17 protein-coding genes and 2 pseudogenes are annotated in these 15,384 nt (G+C 42.2%); 4 read left to right on the top strand and 15 right to left on the bottom strand.

Features of this window, described 5'->3' with window-relative positions; all coding sequences use genetic code 11:
* Positions 1-20: 20 nt before the first annotated feature.
* The 8 genes from MP387_RS00440 to MP387_RS00405 all read right to left on the bottom strand — a co-directional run bounded on the left by MP387_RS00440 (position 21) and on the right by MP387_RS00405 (position 8,316).
* The gene (locus MP387_RS00440) at positions 21-2,555 is read right to left on the bottom strand and encodes an SSURE domain-containing protein (protein ID WP_242746788.1); all 2,535 of its coding nucleotides are present in this window, start codon (positions 2,553-2,555) and stop codon (positions 21-23) included.
* 156 nt (positions 2,556-2,711) lie between these two features.
* Positions 2,712-3,377 carry a potassium channel family protein gene (locus MP387_RS00435; protein WP_038806509.1) on the bottom strand — a complete coding sequence of 222 codons (666 nt, stop codon included), beginning with the start codon at positions 3,375-3,377 and terminating at the stop codon, positions 2,712-2,714.
* A 13-nt stretch (positions 3,378-3,390) separates the two neighbouring features.
* Positions 3,391-4,770 carry a TrkH family potassium uptake protein gene (locus MP387_RS00430; RefSeq protein ID WP_242746786.1) on the bottom strand — a complete coding sequence of 460 codons (1,380 nt, stop codon included), beginning with the start codon at positions 4,768-4,770 and terminating at the stop codon, positions 3,391-3,393.
* Between the two features lie 33 nt (positions 4,771-4,803).
* Positions 4,804-5,568 (bottom strand): nucleoside phosphorylase, encoded by a 765-nt coding sequence (locus tag MP387_RS00425; protein WP_242746784.1) that lies wholly within the window; start codon positions 5,566-5,568, stop codon positions 4,804-4,806.
* A 23-nt stretch (positions 5,569-5,591) separates the two neighbouring features.
* Complete coding sequence (locus MP387_RS00420) at positions 5,592-5,819, bottom strand: hypothetical protein (protein WP_242746782.1); 228 nt, start codon at positions 5,817-5,819, stop codon at positions 5,592-5,594.
* Between the two features lie 33 nt (positions 5,820-5,852).
* The gene (locus MP387_RS00415) at positions 5,853-6,476 is read right to left on the bottom strand and encodes a TetR/AcrR family transcriptional regulator (RefSeq protein ID WP_000361926.1); all 624 of its coding nucleotides are present in this window, start codon (positions 6,474-6,476) and stop codon (positions 5,853-5,855) included.
* 39 nt (positions 6,477-6,515) lie between these two features.
* The gene (locus MP387_RS00410) at positions 6,516-7,598 is read right to left on the bottom strand and encodes an ABC transporter permease (protein WP_242746779.1); all 1,083 of its coding nucleotides are present in this window, start codon (positions 7,596-7,598) and stop codon (positions 6,516-6,518) included.
* A 1-nt stretch (position 7,599) separates the two neighbouring features.
* Entirely contained in the window at positions 7,600-8,316 is a 717-nt protein-coding gene (locus tag MP387_RS00405) for an ABC transporter ATP-binding protein (protein ID WP_242746776.1), read from the bottom strand.
* A gap of 230 nt (positions 8,317-8,546) precedes the next feature.
* Here MP387_RS00405 and MP387_RS09155 point away from each other — a divergent pair.
* Positions 8,547-8,681: pseudogene (locus tag MP387_RS09155) on the top strand (low temperature requirement protein A); the annotation flags it as partial.
* 62 nt (positions 8,682-8,743) lie between these two features.
* On the opposite strand, the gene MP387_RS00400 reads toward MP387_RS09155, so the two are convergent.
* Together MP387_RS00400 and MP387_RS00395 are read right to left on the bottom strand one after the other, a co-directional pair.
* On the bottom strand, positions 8,744-9,979 hold the full coding sequence (locus MP387_RS00400) for a carbohydrate-binding domain-containing protein (protein WP_242746774.1): 1,236 nt from the start codon (positions 9,977-9,979) through the stop codon (positions 8,744-8,746).
* A 275-nt stretch (positions 9,980-10,254) separates the two neighbouring features.
* On the bottom strand, positions 10,255-10,818 hold the full coding sequence (locus MP387_RS00395; RefSeq protein ID WP_242746771.1) for a sugar O-acetyltransferase: 564 nt from the start codon (positions 10,816-10,818) through the stop codon (positions 10,255-10,257).
* A 174-nt stretch (positions 10,819-10,992) separates the two neighbouring features.
* Here MP387_RS00395 and MP387_RS00390 point away from each other — a divergent pair, with 174 nt between their 5' ends.
* From MP387_RS00390 to MP387_RS00380, 3 genes and pseudogenes are all read left to right on the top strand, one after another.
* Positions 10,993-11,301, top strand: coding sequence for a rhodanese-like domain-containing protein (locus MP387_RS00390; protein WP_242746768.1), 309 nt, complete (start codon positions 10,993-10,995; stop codon positions 11,299-11,301).
* Positions 11,302-11,304: 3 nt separating this feature from the next.
* Positions 11,305-11,676, top strand: a pseudogene (locus tag MP387_RS00385) (rhodanese-like domain-containing protein); the annotation flags it as partial.
* Positions 11,651-11,941 (top strand): rhodanese-like domain-containing protein, encoded by a 291-nt coding sequence (locus MP387_RS00380; protein WP_242746765.1) that lies wholly within the window; start codon positions 11,651-11,653, stop codon positions 11,939-11,941. The pseudogene MP387_RS00385 and the gene MP387_RS00380, both read left to right, overlap by 26 nt.
* A 229-nt stretch (positions 11,942-12,170) precedes the next feature.
* Here MP387_RS00380 and MP387_RS00375 read toward each other — a convergent pair whose 3' ends face one another.
* From MP387_RS00375 to MP387_RS00355, 5 genes are all read right to left on the bottom strand, one after another.
* Entirely contained in the window at positions 12,171-12,428 is a 258-nt protein-coding gene (locus MP387_RS00375) for a metal-sensitive transcriptional regulator (RefSeq protein ID WP_242746762.1), read from the bottom strand.
* A 199-nt stretch (positions 12,429-12,627) separates the two neighbouring features.
* On the bottom strand, positions 12,628-13,185 hold the full coding sequence (locus MP387_RS00370) for a DUF3592 domain-containing protein (RefSeq protein WP_242746759.1): 558 nt from the start codon (positions 13,183-13,185) through the stop codon (positions 12,628-12,630).
* Between the two features lie 76 nt (positions 13,186-13,261).
* Positions 13,262-13,924 (bottom strand): hypothetical protein, encoded by a 663-nt coding sequence (locus tag MP387_RS00365; protein ID WP_242746757.1) that lies wholly within the window; start codon positions 13,922-13,924, stop codon positions 13,262-13,264.
* Between the two features lie 2 nt (positions 13,925-13,926).
* The gene (locus MP387_RS00360; protein WP_242746755.1) at positions 13,927-14,598 is read right to left on the bottom strand and encodes a hypothetical protein; all 672 of its coding nucleotides are present in this window, start codon (positions 14,596-14,598) and stop codon (positions 13,927-13,929) included.
* A gap of 116 nt (positions 14,599-14,714) precedes the next feature.
* Positions 14,715-15,383 (bottom strand): hypothetical protein, encoded by a 669-nt coding sequence (locus MP387_RS00355; RefSeq protein WP_242746753.1) that lies wholly within the window; start codon positions 15,381-15,383, stop codon positions 14,715-14,717.
* Position 15,384 lies beyond the last annotated feature (1 nt).

The raw sequence follows: 15,384 nt of genomic DNA, 5'->3' as shown, positions 1-15,384 counted from the left end.
ATGTTTAAGTGATTTGAATCTTAATCTTCTCGTTTGCTTGTCAAACCCAAAAGTCCAACAAGACCTGCCAAGGCTAGACCAAAGATACCAAGGCCAGCTGTAGCTGTTTTAGCTTCCCCAGTATTTGGTAACATCGCTTTATCATCTTTTTTCATCATATTAGCCATTGGGCTAGAAGCTGGTTGATCTACTTTCATATCTGACATATGGTGATTTGTACCCATCATACCCTCAGTCGTACCTGTAGAGCCTGTTTCAGAAGGCTTCGTATTCATCTGACCTTGTTGAGATGGTATTGTCGCCATTTCTTTTCCACGAAACTGAATCGTTACTTGACGAGTAGCAATCAGATTGGTCAAATCAGGTTTGCCATCTTTAGAACCATAGACTTTAACAGTAGCTAGGTATGTATGTGTTCCGTTAGCTCGAAGTTGATCCAGCAAGGCCTGACCATCTTTGCCAACCGTATTGCCATTCAAATCCACTTCGTAGAAATATTGGCCTTTAGCCAAGCCTTCAAGTGGCAATAGAGCAGGATTTTTAGCTGTTCCGTTGTCTGACCATGGGGCTTTGTCTGAAGCTTTTAACAAGAGGCGAGTCAACATACCATCTCCACCAAAAGCTTCGTATGGAATAACTTGGTTGACACCGGCCAAGAATGGACCTGGAACATTTGCTTTTTCAAGGTAGCTAGCTGGAACATCAATGCTATTTTTGATGTTATTAGCAACAGAGTCTTTAACCTGATTTGGTGTGGTCAAGCCATTCAAATTAACAGTCAAATCTTTAGTCGCTACCAGATTAGTTAAGTCAGGCTTGCCGTCTTTTGCACCGTACACCTTGATGGTAGCCTTATAGCTTTGAGTTCCATTTTGTTTCAAGAGATCAAGCAACTCTTTGTCAGATTTGCCTTGGGTGCCTGCCAAGTCCACTTCATAGAAGTAAAGGCCTTTGCCCAATTTCTCTACTGGTGGAAGAGCGGGATTTTTAGCTGAACCATTGTCTGACCATGGAGCTTTGTCTGAAGCTTTCAAGATAAGACGAGTTAACATACCGTCACCAGCGAAGAATTCATATGGAATGACTTGATTGACACCAGCTGTGAATGGGCCTGGGAAGTTGGCTTTGTCAAGGTAGCTAGCTGGGACATCTACTGTGTCTTTGGTATTGTCAGCCACACCTTTTTGCACTTCAGCTGGAGTGGTCAAACCATTCAAGTTGACATTTAAATCCTTAGTCGCTACGAGGTTAGTTAAGTCAGGCTTGCCGTCTTTCGCACCGTACACCTTGATAGTAGCTTTATAGCTTTGTGTACCATTTTGTTTCAAGAGATCAAGCAGCTCTTTATCAGATTTGCCTTGGGTGCCTGCTAAATCCACTTCATAGAAGTAAAGGCCTTTGCCCAATTTCTCTACTGGTGGGAGAGCGGGATTTTTAGCTGTTCCGTTGTCTGACCATGGAGCCTTATCAGAGGCTTTCAAGATCAGGCGAGTTAACATGCCGTCTCCAGCGAAGAATTCATATGGAATGACTTGATTAACACCAGCTGTAAATGGTCCTGGGAAGTTAGCCTTGTCCAAGTAAGTGGCTGGGACATCTACTGTATCTTTGGTATTGTCAGCCACACCTTTTTGCACTTCAGCTGGAGTAGTCAAGCCATTCAAGTTGACATCCAAATCTTTAGTCGCTACCAGATTAGTTAAGTCAGGTTTGCCGTCTTTCGCACCGTACACCTTGATAGTAGCTTTATAGCTTTGAGTACCATTTTGTTTCAAGAGATCAAGCAGCTCTTTGTCAGATTTTCCTTGGGTTCCAGCCAAATCCACTTCATAGAAGTAAAGGCCTTTGCCCAATTTCTCTACTGGTGGGAGAGCAGGATTTTTAGCTGTTCCGTTGTCTGACCATGGAGCCTTATCAGATGCTTTCAAGATCAGGCGAGTCAACATGCCGTCACCAGCAAAGAATTCATATGGAATGACTTGATTGACACCGGCTGTGAAGGGACCAGGGAAGTTAGCCTTATCCAAGTAAGTGGCTGGGACATCTACTGTGTCTTTTGTGTTATCAGCCACACCTTTTTGCACTTCAGCTGGAGTGGTCGCCGGTTGCGCTTCACTGGCTTCACGGTCTTGTCCAGAACCTGTAGACGCAGGACTTTCCACAGGTTTAACTGCATCTTCTGTTTGTTTCTTAGAGTCAGGTTGTGCTTGCACTTCTTCTTTTGGTTCTACCACTGGCTCTTTAGCAGTTACATCCGCTTTTTCTGAAGAGCTTGTCGTATCCACACTTGCTTTAGGTGTTGGAACAGACTGTTCTGAAGGAAGAGCTACATCAACTGATTTTTTGAGAACCTCTGCTGGTAAGTCGCTCTTTTCACTCACCGAAGTAGTGTCTGGCACGACTTGGGCAGGGGTCGGATTGACGACATCAGCACGTGCAGAACTTGGTTGACCAACTAGGACAAAGAAGCCACTAGCCACAACAACTGAAGCAACACCGACACTGAGACGGCGAATTGACCAACGAGTATATCTCTGATTTGGATTGAATTTCATAGGATTCTCCTTAGAGTTTTCTTTTTTTTGATGACTCTAGTATAATCTCCTAAAATTAAAAAGGATTAAGAAAAAGTTAAAATTTTTCTTAAATCCCTCTTATAAAATACTTATATTGACTCGTTAATTATTGGGATAGAGAGTACCCTTCCTCTCCTACTCACTCAGTTCAGCTAGGGTGTCCAGATGTTGGTTATTAATGACGGCCATGATGTAGGCATCTGCCTGCAAAAGGTCATTGGGTCCGAATTGGACATCCAGAGGAGCATTTTCGTAGGCACGAAAACCAAGTACGTTGAGGTTGTATCGCCCACGCAAATCCAACTGACTGAGGCTTTTACCTACCCATGATTGGGGGATTTTCATCTCGACAATCGATACATTCTTGTCCAGCTGAAAGACGTCTACGCTGTTATGAAAGAGGATGGTCTGCGCCAATGAGCGCCCCATTTCAAACTCTGGTGAGATGACTGCGTCTGCGCCAATTTTTTCTAGAACCTTTTTAGCTGTATGACTTTTGACCTTGGCAATAACAGTCGGTACTCCTAGACTCTTGCAGTGCATGACCGCGAGAACACTGGACTCTAGATTTTCCCCCGTTGCGACAACTACGGTATCACAGGTGTCAATCCCCGCTGATAGAAGGAGTTCTTCATCCGTGATATCTCCAACTACTCCACGCGCCAGCACAGGTTCAAATTGATTAATGCGTTCCTCGTGGTCATCAATAGCAATGATATTCATGTCATGCTTGGCTAGGGCAGCCAAAACACTGCTCCCAAAAATTCCCAAGCCTAAAATTCCAATTGTCCGATCTGACATCGTTCTTCCTTTCTTATCCGATAGTGATATCTGCTTTCATATAGTGAATCGTATCTTTCTTGTCTGGCTGGTATTCCGCTACACTGACCAGTAGTGTCAAGGGACCAATACGACCGATAAACATCAACAACATAACGATGCTGAGGGCTAACTTACCTAACTCCGGCGTTAAATTTGCTGTCACTCCAACTGTCGCAAGCGCTGAAATAGTCTCAAACATGAGGTAGATAAAGCGCGGATTTCCCTCTGCGGTTACCCCTAGCAGGATCAGGCCCAGCAAGAAGGTCAGCAAGAAGATAATAAAGACACTGAAAGATTTTTGCACAGTTCGGGGTTCAATGGTTCTCCGAGCAACATTGGCATGAGGCAAGCCCAATAGTTCGCTACGAGCAAAGACCAACAAGACAAAGAAGGTCGTAATCTTGAGCCCTCCTGCTGTCCCTCCAGGTGCCCCGCCCAGAAACATCTGCAAGATGTAGATCAGCAAGGTAACTGGTCGAGCCTGGGTGTAGTCAATTGAAGCAAATCCTGCCGTTCTCATGCTGACGGTCTGGAAGAAACTAACCAGCAGTTTCTCTGGAGCGCTGAGATTTCCAATCGTTCCAGGATTATTCCACTCAATTAAGAGAGTCGATACTGTTCCAAAGAGCAGAATTCCCGCCGTTAAAAAGAGAACCAGCTTGGTATGGAAACGCAGACGGCGTTTTTTCTTTTTCCCAATCTGGGTCGCTAGGTTAAACCAGACCATAAATCCTAGACCACCTGTGATAATCAAGCCTGCAATCACTAGATTGATTAAGGGATCCGTTTGAAAGGCTACCAAACTCGTACTTCCAAAATTATCAAATCCAGCATTACAGAAAGCTGAAACAGCCAAAAAGATAGAGGTTAGAATCCCTCTCCCCCAGCCAAATTCGGGGATAAAGCGCAAACTCAAGAGAAAGGCACCAATTCCTTCCACCAGAAAAGTCGTCAGAAAGATTGAGCGGATGAAGTCCTTTAGAGACTGGGTTTCTCCATAACTGAAACTTTCTAGAATGGTCTCACGACCACGAAGGCTGAGCTTTTGCTTGCCTTGGATGTAAAAGACTCCGATAAAGGTCATAAGCCCCAATCCACCGATCTGGATCAAGAGCATGCAAATCAACTGGCCCCATATATTGTAAGTAGAGGCTACCGGCTGGGTAAAGAGTCCTGTCACACAGACCATGGACACGGTCGTAAAGAGATGGTCAAAGTAGGTCGCTTGTGACGTTGTTGCTTGCACAAAGGGAAGACTTAAAAGGAGAGAACCCAGGAAGATAACTAAGGCAAAACTTAAAAAGATGCGACGGGCTGGCGACAACCGAGACAGCGTCGTATTTGTTTTTCCCAAAAATGATTTGAATAACATAACTACATTCTACCATAAAAACAGTCAGAGCACTCACATATGGTGCACAATGGCAAGACAGAGTTCGAGTGCCTTATCAAAAGCTTCTGATCCCCAGTCACGACTGTCGTAGTTGTCCAGATCCGCTAAGGAATCTGCGGTAAAGAGTAACTCTCCCCAGACAACACCACGTAGCTGAGCTACTGCCGCTAGAGCCGAGCACTCCATCTCCACAACAGCACAGCCTTCTTCCTTGCGATAGGCAACCTTTTCAGCTGTCTCTCGGTAAAAACCATCTGTCGTCCAGGTCATAACTTCCTCATAAGGAATGCCTCTTTTCTCCAAGACTTGCTCAATGGCAGAGATAGCCTCAAGCTGCATCTCCATATAACGAGAAGGCGCTGCATAATGGTAGCTTGTCCCCTCATCTCGCAAAGCGCGAACAGGGACAAGAAAAGCATTTTCCTCTATATCGGCTAGGACTCCACAGGTTCCAGTGGAAATAATTTGCTCCACACCATAGCCAATCAACCAATCCATAAACTGGGACGCTGGGGCAGAGCCCACGGGCGCCTGGGCCAGACAAATCTCCTCGTCCTTGTAGTTGAGGACATAGACTGGATACGTCTTGGTGGCCGAAACGAACTCACCAACACAATCCGCCCCTACTTCCTGAGCATAGCGGTCAATCTCTTCCTCCAAAAACGCATAGATGCACTTCTTTGGCAACTTTAAATCTAGCCCCTCGTGATTTGGCATAAGGATCGCTTGGGGATTGTCGTCAAACTCTAAAATGGGAATCACATGTTTCTGAATCATAGCCCACCTCCTGTAATTTTGTACTATTGTATCAAAAGCTGACGAAGTGTCAAGGAGTTGTCTTTATCAATCCAGAAATCTCCTCTTCCATACACTTGAGAAATCGTTGCACCGCTGGAGAGGTCGGTTTCTGTTTTAGTAAAGTGATTGAGGACTATCACCAAAATACCAAATTCAATAATAAAAAAGCACAAATCTGCATCAGGTAATGTATACCCTTTTATATTATCTTGTACAAGAAGCCAAACCAATAGAATCTAGCCTCCATTTTGTCTAGGCCTACTCTATTTCCACAAACCACCTAAAATCTGTTTTTCTAATAAGTCTAGGTCTTCTTCCTTTATTTCTCCGTTGTCACTAACGATATAAAGCTGAGCGAAGTAAGCCAACAATGGACCAACACAAATACGAACCATTTGAGGAATCGTTAACTCTGGATTTACACGTGGATCTGCTAGCAATTCCTTATGAAGCACTCGAAGTTTATCTTGAATAGCACTCCAGATAAAAATCTGTTCATTTTTTAGTTTTTTATTTGAAAAACTCTCCTGCAGAATGATTTTCATCAAAGCACGATTTTTTTTGAGATAGCTCATACGATCATGGACGAGATAACGAACCCTCTCTTCTGTCGTTTCAAAAGCTAAGAGTTCCTCAAAAAAACTACCGAAAATGCCTGGGACTACAGGATGTAAAATAGCCGTCAGTAAATCATCCTTCGTCTTAAAATACTTAAACAAAGTTGCCTGGCTTAGTCCAGCACGCTCAGCTATGTGAAGAGTTGAGGTCCCATGGTAACTCCTAGTTGATATGAGGTCCACTGCTGCCTGCATGATTTTTTTCTTTCCTTGAGGGTAATTCGCTTCTTCTAAGTAATCTTCAAACGATTCAAAAACAGTCTTATCCATCTAATCTTCACACCTTTTTAGCATTATTTATGTCGATTTCTAAACTTTACGATAACGACGCAATCCAACAATATTAAGAATTGTTAAAATGATCAAGAAAACCATTAAAACACCAAGATTTGACAAAATATCACCAAGATTGTGCCCGTAAAGAATAATCTGGCTTATTGCATCACCAGAATAGGTTAATGGCAAAAATTTCCCCACAGTTAGAGCCCATTCTCCCATGGATGACAATGGAATAATTCCTGAGAAAAAAAGTTGGGGCATAATCACGAGAGGAATAAATTGCATCATTTGGAATTCTGATTTTGCTAGAGTAGACAAGAGAATTCCAAAAGCTAGTGCTACAAGAGCCAGTACTACATTAACTATTATAACATTTAAAATACTTCCTACAACTTCTACATCTAGTAGCCAAATTGCTGCTAAAACGACAACTGCCGTTTGAAAAATCGCAATAATACCGTAAGACAACATATAGCCATAGACGATTTCAGATCGTTTCACTGGTGTTGCTAACAAACGTTCTAGTGTTCCACTGGTGCGCTCTTTCAAAAGCGCCATACCTGAAATCAAAAAGACAAAGAAGAAAACTACAAAACCTATCAAAACCGGAATCATACTGGTAAAGAAGCTTGTATTTTCATCTCCATATTGATAGGACTCCTTGATTTCTGGTATTTTTGCGTCCGAGTCCAATTGTGGAAGAGCTTGTTTGACACGAGATAGTAACTGATCGGTGCCTTCACTGGCGATACTTGTTCGTAACACTTGTCGTATCATAGATGTCTTGGAGACATCTGTATTTGCGTAGTCGACCTGATACTCACCGTCTTTATAAGAAATCACAGCATCGACTTTTTCATTTGCTAGCGCTTCTTTGGCCTGATCTAAGTCTTGATAAGTCTCGATGTCCACATGATCAAGCTCATCCATTTTCGTTACCAAACCAGTTGGTAGATCTTGTGTCGCTAACTTGACATTCACGGTTGTACTAGCTGAAAACATGAGGTTCATCAACCACATGATAAAAACAGGTGCCATAAACATCAGGGCTAGAGTTCGTTTGTCACGAAGTAATTCTTTGATGACTTTTTTTGCAATCGCTATTGTTCTCATTTTACTCACCTTCTGCTTTTAAAAATACTTCTTCAATACTTGAAACTTGATAACTTTCTTTTAAGTGTTGCGGTGTATCAAAAGCAATGATTTTTCCGCCTAATAATAAGCCGACCTTATCCGTCAACTCTGCTTCATCCATAACATGGGTAGTAACTAATATCCCAATCCCATTGTCTCTAAGCGCGAATAATTCTTTCCAGATTTTCTTTCGAAGAGAAGGGTCGATTCCAACTGTCGGTTCGTCCAAAATCAAGAGTTGAGGATTTCCTAACAGCGCGATAGCAAGAGACAAACGCCGTTTCATTCCTCCAGAATAACCAGATACCGCCTTGTTTAAGTAGTCTGTCAGATCTACTACTTGAGCTATATGAGCAATTTCCGCCTTTAGGTCTTTTTTAGAAAGCCCCTTTAGCTGACCAAAAAATTCCAGATTTTCTTGGCCTGACAAGGACTCGTATAAAGCATCTGATTGGGCCATATAGCCAATATCTCCTAAAATATGGCGATTGGGCATAGTGTGATTTAACACTAAAGCTACGCCTCCATCAGCCTTTTCCATTCCTAACGTAGTCTTAATCATAGTTGATTTACCAGCACCAGACGGACCAATTAATCCTATAATTTCTCCTGTCTGCAATTCAAAGCTGACATGATTCAGAACTATTTGATTGTCAAAAGATTTTACTAAATCTTGTAAATGTAGTAATGTTTTCATTTACTTCCTCCTTGGTGAGTGGGTACTCACTTTTTAAATCACAGAAGCTATTATAGTGAGTAATCACTCACTTGTCAAGAGAAAGGGTTAAATTCTTTAAAAAAATAAAACACCAGATTCGTATCTGATGTTTATAATGCACATGTCTTATTTCTAAAAATGTTTTTGAACTTCCTCTCTATACTCCGAAATGGTCTTTCCTGTCCACTTTTTAAAGGCCTATTCTTCCTCTACTTTTCTCAGCCAATCCTACCATCGTCATTGCTATCGCAACTCTAATGACCTTGGCGATGGAAATTCATTTTACTCATTTTTATATGAAACAGACTAAGAAATTTTCAAGACCTAATTGGGAGTTGTTTTAGCTACAATCCACCTCTCAAACACAAAAACTCTCCCTTCTCTTTCGAGAAAGGAGATTTTTTGTTTATCCTTGTCCACTAGGGGCTGGACCGCCGCCTTGAGGGCCTCCATTTGGTCCACCGCCTCCAGGCATAGAGTTGACAATTTCCGTTTGTTTCTCACCGTTGAGATAGATATCTCCACCTGTGTAGGTCGCTGTTCCATCAAAGTCAAAACCTGTTTGACCAGTCATTTTAATGGTTCCACCTGTGACTGTGATATTGCCGTTCGAGTCGATTGGATCTGTGTCTTCTTGGCCGACTTCTACTGTCAGGTTCCCACCGTTCATAGTGAAGAAGATTTCACTCTGTTGGGCATTTTTGTTAGCTGCGTTGACTCCATCATCTGTCGAATAGATGCTAATGTCCCCATTGTTGATAGTGATTGACTTACCTTCAAGTCCTTCTGTCGAATTCTTGACGGTGTAGGTACCACTATCGATAACCAAATCACCTGATGCGTGAATGCCATCATCTCCTGCTGTGACGGTGATGTTGTTGTTGGATAGGTACATGGTTCCGACTGAAGTATCCTCGTCATTGTCCACCTTGACCCCATCTTCTTTGGCATCGATAGTCATGGTCGTTCCAGTGATGTTGAGTTCATCATTGACATTAAAGGCATCGCCAACTGCTGTGATGTTATAGGTTCCACCCGTGATGTGGAGGGTGTCGTTGGCCTTGATACCGTTGTTTTTCTTGCCATCCACATTGAGAGTTCCTTTCCCGTTGATGGTCAAATCCATCTTAGAAAAGAGAGCTGCGTCTGCTTTTTCGTCGCTGTTAGAGCTTGAGTCAGAGAGACTGTTGGTGGTTCCCTCTGCTAGAGTCAAGTAGACATGGCCAGCTGATGTCGCAGAAATTACTGCATTGGTATTGGTCATGGTCGCGCCTTTTAGGACTAGATGAACATCTGCAGACTTATCTGCCGCGATCTTGATCTGCACTCCGTCAGACTGACCTGAAATTACATAGGTTCCAGATTTTGTGATGGTCACTGTTGATTCAGAGACTGTCACCCCATCTCCAGAGACGTTTGCTGATGAGCCAGATAACTCAATTTTAGAAGCTGTGCTTTCGTCATAAGAAGTATCATTGTCCTTCTCTGTAAAATAGGATGATTGGTTTGTCTTTGTTGCAGTTGTTGTGGCACTATTTGTCGTTGCATTGGTATTGGATGTAGTTGTTGACTGGGCACATGCTGCCAGCAGTACCATTGCCGTTAAACTCGTTGCGAGTAGGGTCCATTTTTTTGATTTCATACTTTTTCCTCTCCTTCGTATGATATAGCTAGACAGTCTACAGAAGATTCCTGAAACAAAACTAAAACTTTTCTGAAAGTTTCCTTAAATTCAATTTCGCTCAGTATTCTTTTGAAAGGGCTACTAGAAACAATTTGAGAGTACTAAAATGCATTTAATAGTTTTTAAAAGCAACATCCCCAAGTGCGATGTCACTCTAACCCAAAAAGCCAAAAAAGAAAAATCTATAAGACTAAGATAAAGAAAACTAAAAAGAACAGCCCAAGCTGTTCTTTTTAGTTTTCTTTTACTGGGATTTCCTTGATAACACGCGCAGGATTACCAGCTAGGACGACATTGTCTCCAAAGGACTTGGTAATCACGGCCCCTGCTCCTGCAACGACATTATTTCCCAGTGTCACTCCAGGAAGGACAATGACGCCACCTCCAGCCCAGAAATTGTCTCCGATAGTGATGGGCTTACCATATTCGACCTCTGAATTGCGTTCATCCGGATCCAGTGGATGGAGTGGGGTTAAAAACTGACAGTTGGGGCCAAGCATGGCGTTGTTCCCGATGCGAATCGGACAAACATCCAGCATGGTCAAGTTCCAATTAGAATAAAAATTTTCCCCTAGATGGATATTGACTCCATAATCGACCACCAAGCGTGGATTGATATAAAGATTTTGCCCGGTTGAACCAAACCAAGTCTTGATGATATCCGCTCCCTTCAAGGGATCTTCTTCCTTGTTAAAGGCAACCTGTTTTTGGCGAGAAGCCTGCGCCAAGGCCCGTAACTCTGGGTCCGACGGACGGTAAGGCTCCCCTGCTATCATTTTCTGGTATTCGCTAGCCATCTTATCACCTCACACTTACTTTGGACCCATCATATCAAAAAGCCTTTGAAAGGTCAAGAATAGCCTGCTTTCTAGACTCTCAAAACCAATCCCCTCCAAGTTAAAACAACTTGCTTGACAAAAGCTTAACTTCATGGTTTAATATACCCCATAATGGTATATGTGGAGGTGCCTATGTTTCACTTATTATTTACAAAAATTGACAGTATTTCTACCAGCGAGTTAGAAGCTAAACTCAGAGAACCGATTCAACTACTAGATGTTCGGACGCCTATGGAATTCCGTAGAGGTCATATCAAAAATGCCAAAAATGTTCCTTTAACGGAAATCGGTTCATACACACCTGCGACAAAAGAAACACTTTATGTCATTTGTCACTCTGGTGTACGAAGCAAACTAGCTGCGAAAAAGCTTAAGAAAAAAGGCTACGATGTCATCAATGTACGAGGCGGTATGAGCGCTTGGACAGGTCAGGTCACCTAGAAGCATCAAATGGGCTACGCAGCCTTGAACCTTATCGAAGGTCTGAGCGACCATATCCAATGGTGTCAGCTCAAAGACGATCTGACTAAGGGCAAATAATCCCTAGATGTGCGGACAAGTGGCGAATTTCAGAGTGGTCGACTCAAAGTCGACACCATCCACATTCCCCTAAACGAATTACGGGAACGCTTGGATGAATCGGACAAGAAGCAAACCTACATCCTTAGCTACCACAGCGTTTTACGCAACTATATCGCAGTGCGTATCCTCCAGTAGGCAGGATTTACCGTCCAAAACCTTGATGGCGCTTATTCACTATATAAAATAGCTAATCCAGAAGGAGTCAAATATGGAAACGAGTATCAGCATGGCTGACTTTTATGAAAAATACCTAAATGAAAATCTAAATCTTATCGATGTACGTGAAGTGCATGAATTCCAAGCAGGACATGCACCAGGTGCCAAAAATCTTCCGTTAAGTACCTTGGAGCAAGGTTACAAAGAACTCAAACCTGACCAGGAATACCATGTCATCTGTCAAGGTGGAGTACGCTCCGCATCTGCTTGTGAATTTCTAAGCGCCCAAGGCCTCACCGTTATCGATGTAGAAGGTGGTATGAATGCTTGCCCGGTCAAGTAGAATAATGAAAAAAACCGATTAAGGAACTTAATCGGTTTTTTCATTTCTGCAACCCACTGATATAGGGCTCGTAGCCCGTCGCTTCTAAAAAACGAAACACATTGATGGTATCTAAAAAGAGGTTTTCTCATTGGTATTGGGGGGAACTCATCCGTTTGTCTGACATGATTTCTTTATCGAAATAGACTTAAATGCCTTTGTCTGCATTGTTTATCAATAGCAAATTAGTTTATTTCCGTTTAATCAGGTATCGGATGGCCTTTTCTAGGCGTTCCTTTTGAGCCTCGGGGTCATCTAATGGTTGGTTGATACAGTCAGTGAGATTTTCAGCAATGATCATCTCAATCACGCGCTCAACGCTAGATTTCACTGCTGTCAACTGCGTAACAATATCTGCGCAGTCACGATCTTCTTCAATCATCTTTTGAATTCCACGCAACTGGCCCTCTGAACGTTTCAGACGTGTTATATACTTTGAGTTTGTCATTGATTTATCCTTGGTCACTTTTTCTTCATTATATCTCGAATAAGGGGCTTTGTCAAAATTCACTTCCTGTCTGTATTTGTAGGAGGCAACCTCTCCTCTGTATCAGATAGAAAAAATTGATAAGCATTGAAATGGAAAAGAAACTCTGTCCTCCTTGAAGCTCGATGGGAAATTAAATTTCCTATTAACCAACTGACCTTTATGCGTATATCTTGGACAAATTGGACAAAAAGGCTAGGATCACTATCCCATAGACTATAACTAGAGCCAGCCCAAATCCGATACCAAACCACTTGTAAAACTTGTTCATTCCGCTGTAACGTTCGACATAGGCCCTGGTCGGCTTGTCTGGATCATACCAGACCGTCAGCTCCGAATGAAGGGGGAAATGGGTCTGCATCAAGCGTTTGAAGGAAACAAAGGAGTTGCTGTAGCGAGTGATCGAAGAGGCCAGCATGTCCTCTCTTGTATAGTCCTTTAAAAATTTAGTAGTTCCCCACGGAATTGTGACCGTTTTGAACATAAAATACTGCAAGGTTTTCTTATAAGTAATCCCATCCACCGTGTATTCGACGATAGGTGGATACCCCTCACGAAAACGGCTATAGCCGATAACTGTTCCCTGTACGGATGACTGGGCAAAGCGGACCAACTTCTGATCTCGAAGATAGAGGTAGAGAAAGGTCCCACATACAAACACAAAAGATAGGAAGATGACGATTGTCCCAACTATCAAACCAATCACTTCTTTATTCATATGAACTCCTCCTGTTATTTTATACAGTAAAATCCCAAAACTAGCTCCTCCAGCAAGGGCATCGAAGCCCTTGAGTCTACTCTTCGGATTTTTCTTTTGACTGTTTTTCTCTCAAATCTTTCACAGATTTTGATATGATATCTCTCACCTGTTCGTCAGTAAGTCCTGGAATCTGGTAATAAGGATTATTGGACTCGCTTTTTGACGGCTTTGTTCCTGAACTTTCGGTTTTAGAACCTTGTTCAGTCGAAGACGAGGATTTCGACTCTGAGGAACTGGATTCTTTGGTCTTAGAGGAACTGGACGACTCAGACTCAGGAGACTTGGACGTTCCAGGCGTGTTAAAATCAAGCTTAGGCGGATTGTTTACTTGGACGTTCGGCTGTTTCACAGGTTTATAGAATAGCCCAAAAGACAAGAGTAAGGCTATCAAGATTCCAATACCAGCCAAGGTTCTTTTATTGGCTTCAGCCGAGGGAACCTTTACTCCCTTCGTACTGAGTATTTTCCATTCTGGATGCTCTTTTTCTATGGCTTTTTTCTGTCTCCTAAGAGGACCAAGTAGAAAATGATTAAAAGGCACAATCGTTACCATAGCCACCGTTACAAGCGGGACATAATTGGAATGACTTGATACCAGTAGAACATCGAGTATAGCGAGAAGAATGAAGAGGAAACGCCCCACAAACTTACGAACTTGATGCTCTTTTTTGATCTGCAAATATCTCTCTTGTGACATTATTATTCCCTCTTTTCTATTTCTTCCTTAAATATCACTTTCCCCTGTTCATACTTTCGCACAGCTAAGAGCCAGCGGATAGGGTTGTTTTGGAATAAGAAAAGGTACAACAAGGCAGGAAAGAGACCTGCTAAAGGCGAGAAAAAGATTTGTATATCAAATGCCTCTTGCTTATTGAATGAGTCAATAGTGCCCGGAATTGCAGCAGCAAATATTACTATAGTAGTCATAAAAACTAGTAGCATGACAATCATAAAAGCCAACATTTTCGCAAACGTCGCTTTTTTCTCACTAAAATTTTCCCAGAACAAATTTGAATAAACTGCTTCTTTAAACTCTTTCTTTGTTGCTCCTTGGACTCGTTTCACTCCTTTATATAAGGCGACTTCCATCATCCATATAAATCCAAATAGGATAAAGGAAAGACAAAGAATAAAAATAGGAACCATCCCACTATTATAACGAAGGCCTGAGAAAATTGGTATTGCAACAAATCCTCCGAGTAAACCTAACAAAGAGAATATAGCAATTAAAGGAGCAATCCCCCTATTCGATCTCCTAGCCCCTTCTGTATTTAAAAGGGCACTCTTATCTGCTACAAGAGCTTCTCTCGTTCGCGTGTTATAGTAAACGGCCTTATCACCGCTCTGTCCAATAAAAATTATTTTTCTCATATAAAATCACCACAGTTTCCACCAATCACTACAATCAGAAACTTCAATTTTTATCATAGGTCGTTGATAAAACATCATCAACCACTGGTAATGATAATAGTGTTTCACTCATGTTTCTAGTTCTTCTCTTCCCTAAATAATACTTTCCCCTGCTTGTATTTTCGTACGGCTAAGAGCCAGCGGATTGGATTGTTTTGAAATAGTAGAAGAACCACGCTAATTGGGACGATCGTTGCTCCGATTGGCACCATGAACATCGACGGTTCAAACCATTCATGTTCATAGTAGGGAATGAAGGTCCCAGGTATGGCAAAGAACACAACAATAACAAAAACAAATAGAAGAACGAGGATAACAAATAGATACAAGATGATTTTATCGACTGTTGGTTCCTTATCTGGAGACTTTTTCCAAAATTTACTACTTTCAACTGCTTCTTTAAACTGCTCTTCACTTGCTGGGACAAGCGACTTGGCCCCACTGTAAAAAAGTTTTTCAAATCCATAAACACTTCCGATAAAAACGAAAAGGATAGCGGATAGATGGATTGGAACCATCCACTCACTCAATCTAAAGGGCGCTATCAAAGAACGAATCCAAATGCCGATAATAGCAACTAGCAAGAAAGCAAAGAAGACAACCCAAGGCCACTTGGATTTCTTTGAACTGATGGCACCGTCGGTTTCTGACGAGGCGCTAGACTCTGTCGCTAAAGCCTCTCTCGTCCTTGTGTTATAGTAAACGGCCTTATCACCGCTCTGTCCAATAAAGATTATTTTTCTCATC

The organism is Streptococcus oralis (genome assembly GCF_022749195.1).
Taxonomy (GTDB): domain Bacteria; phylum Bacillota; class Bacilli; order Lactobacillales; family Streptococcaceae; genus Streptococcus; species Streptococcus oralis_CI.
This window is presented reverse-complemented; position numbering and strand designations above follow the sequence as displayed.

Excerpts from the sequence above, each read along its gene's own strand:
- MP387_RS00380 (WP_242746765.1), top strand. The coding sequence starts at position 11,651 with ATGGAAACGAGTATCAGCATGGCTGACTTTTATGAAAAATACCTAAAT.
- MP387_RS00400 (WP_242746774.1), bottom strand. The coding sequence starts at position 9,979 with ATGAAATCAAAAAAATGGACCCTACTCGCAACGAGTTTAACGGCAATG.
- MP387_RS00425 (WP_242746784.1), bottom strand. The coding sequence starts at position 5,568 with ATGATTCAGAAACATGTGATTCCCATTTTAGAGTTTGACGACAATCCC.
- MP387_RS00370 (WP_242746759.1), bottom strand. The coding sequence starts at position 13,185 with ATGAATAAAGAAGTGATTGGTTTGATAGTTGGGACAATCGTCATCTTC.
- MP387_RS00440 (WP_242746788.1), bottom strand. The coding sequence starts at position 2,555 with ATGAAATTCAATCCAAATCAGAGATATACTCGTTGGTCAATTCGCCGT.
- MP387_RS00375 (WP_242746762.1), bottom strand. The coding sequence starts at position 12,428 with ATGACAAACTCAAAGTATATAACACGTCTGAAACGTTCAGAGGGCCAG.
- MP387_RS00405 (WP_242746776.1), bottom strand. The coding sequence starts at position 8,316 with ATGAAAACATTACTACATTTACAAGATTTAGTAAAATCTTTTGACAAT.
- MP387_RS00395 (WP_242746771.1), bottom strand. The coding sequence starts at position 10,818 with ATGGCTAGCGAATACCAGAAAATGATAGCAGGGGAGCCTTACCGTCCG.
- MP387_RS00355 (WP_242746753.1), bottom strand. The coding sequence starts at position 15,383 with ATGAGAAAAATAATCTTTATTGGACAGAGCGGTGATAAGGCCGTTTAC.
- MP387_RS00360 (WP_242746755.1), bottom strand. The coding sequence starts at position 14,598 with ATGAGAAAAATAATTTTTATTGGACAGAGCGGTGATAAGGCCGTTTAC.
- MP387_RS00410 (WP_242746779.1), bottom strand. The coding sequence starts at position 7,598 with ATGAGAACAATAGCGATTGCAAAAAAAGTCATCAAAGAATTACTTCGT.
- MP387_RS00390 (WP_242746768.1), top strand. The coding sequence starts at position 10,993 with ATGTTTCACTTATTATTTACAAAAATTGACAGTATTTCTACCAGCGAG.
- MP387_RS00430 (WP_242746786.1), bottom strand. The coding sequence starts at position 4,770 with ATGTTATTCAAATCATTTTTGGGAAAAACAAATACGACGCTGTCTCGG.
- MP387_RS00365 (WP_242746757.1), bottom strand. The coding sequence starts at position 13,924 with ATGTCACAAGAGAGATATTTGCAGATCAAAAAAGAGCATCAAGTTCGT.
- MP387_RS00435 (WP_038806509.1), bottom strand. The coding sequence starts at position 3,377 with ATGTCAGATCGGACAATTGGAATTTTAGGCTTGGGAATTTTTGGGAGC.
- MP387_RS00415 (WP_000361926.1), bottom strand. The coding sequence starts at position 6,476 with ATGGATAAGACTGTTTTTGAATCGTTTGAAGATTACTTAGAAGAAGCG.